The organism is Cellulomonas sp. P4_H12, from assembly GCF_056400905.1.
In genome coordinates, this window is sequence record NZ_JBFUKJ010000159.1 from 1 (window position 1) to 511 (window position 511).

1 protein-coding gene is annotated in these 511 nt (G+C 66.3%); it reads right to left on the reverse strand.

Annotation, left to right across the window (positions count from 1 at the left end; all coding sequences use genetic code 11):
- Nucleotides 1-75: 75 nt before the first annotated feature.
- On the reverse strand, nucleotides 76-511 hold a 436-nt coding region (locus tag AC1DQC_RS20305), incomplete at its 5' end, for a bifunctional nuclease family protein (protein ID WP_477053024.1).

Genomic DNA, 511 nt, shown 5'->3' on the forward strand with positions numbered 1-511 from the left:
CGCAACACGCCCAAGCGGCACCTACCAGAAGTCACAACGATCTGGTTTCACCAGGTCGCGACACGGAGGCAATTGTTACGTATCTGTTGCTTTGAAGTCGTCGGGGGACACCGACTCGAGAAACTCCTTGAACTTCTCGACCTCGTCCTCACGCTCGTCCGGCATCACCAGGCCCGCCTCGGCCAGCACGGTCTCCTCCGCGAAGATCGGCACCCCGGCCCGCAGCGCGATCGCGACGGAGTCCGACGGCCGGGCCGAGACCCGCAGGTCCTCGTCGAAGACCAGGTCCGCGTAGAACGTGCCTTCCTGAAGGTCCACGATCCGCACCTCGCGCAGCGTGTGGCCGAGCGCCCCGATCAGGGTGGTGATGAGGTCGTGGGTGAGCGGACGCGCCGGCTCCACGCCCTGCTGTTCGAGGGCGATCGCGGCGGCCTCCGTCTGACCGATCCAGATGGGGAGGTACCGGTCGCCGTCGGCCTCCCTGAGCAGCAGTACCGGCTGATTCTGTGGC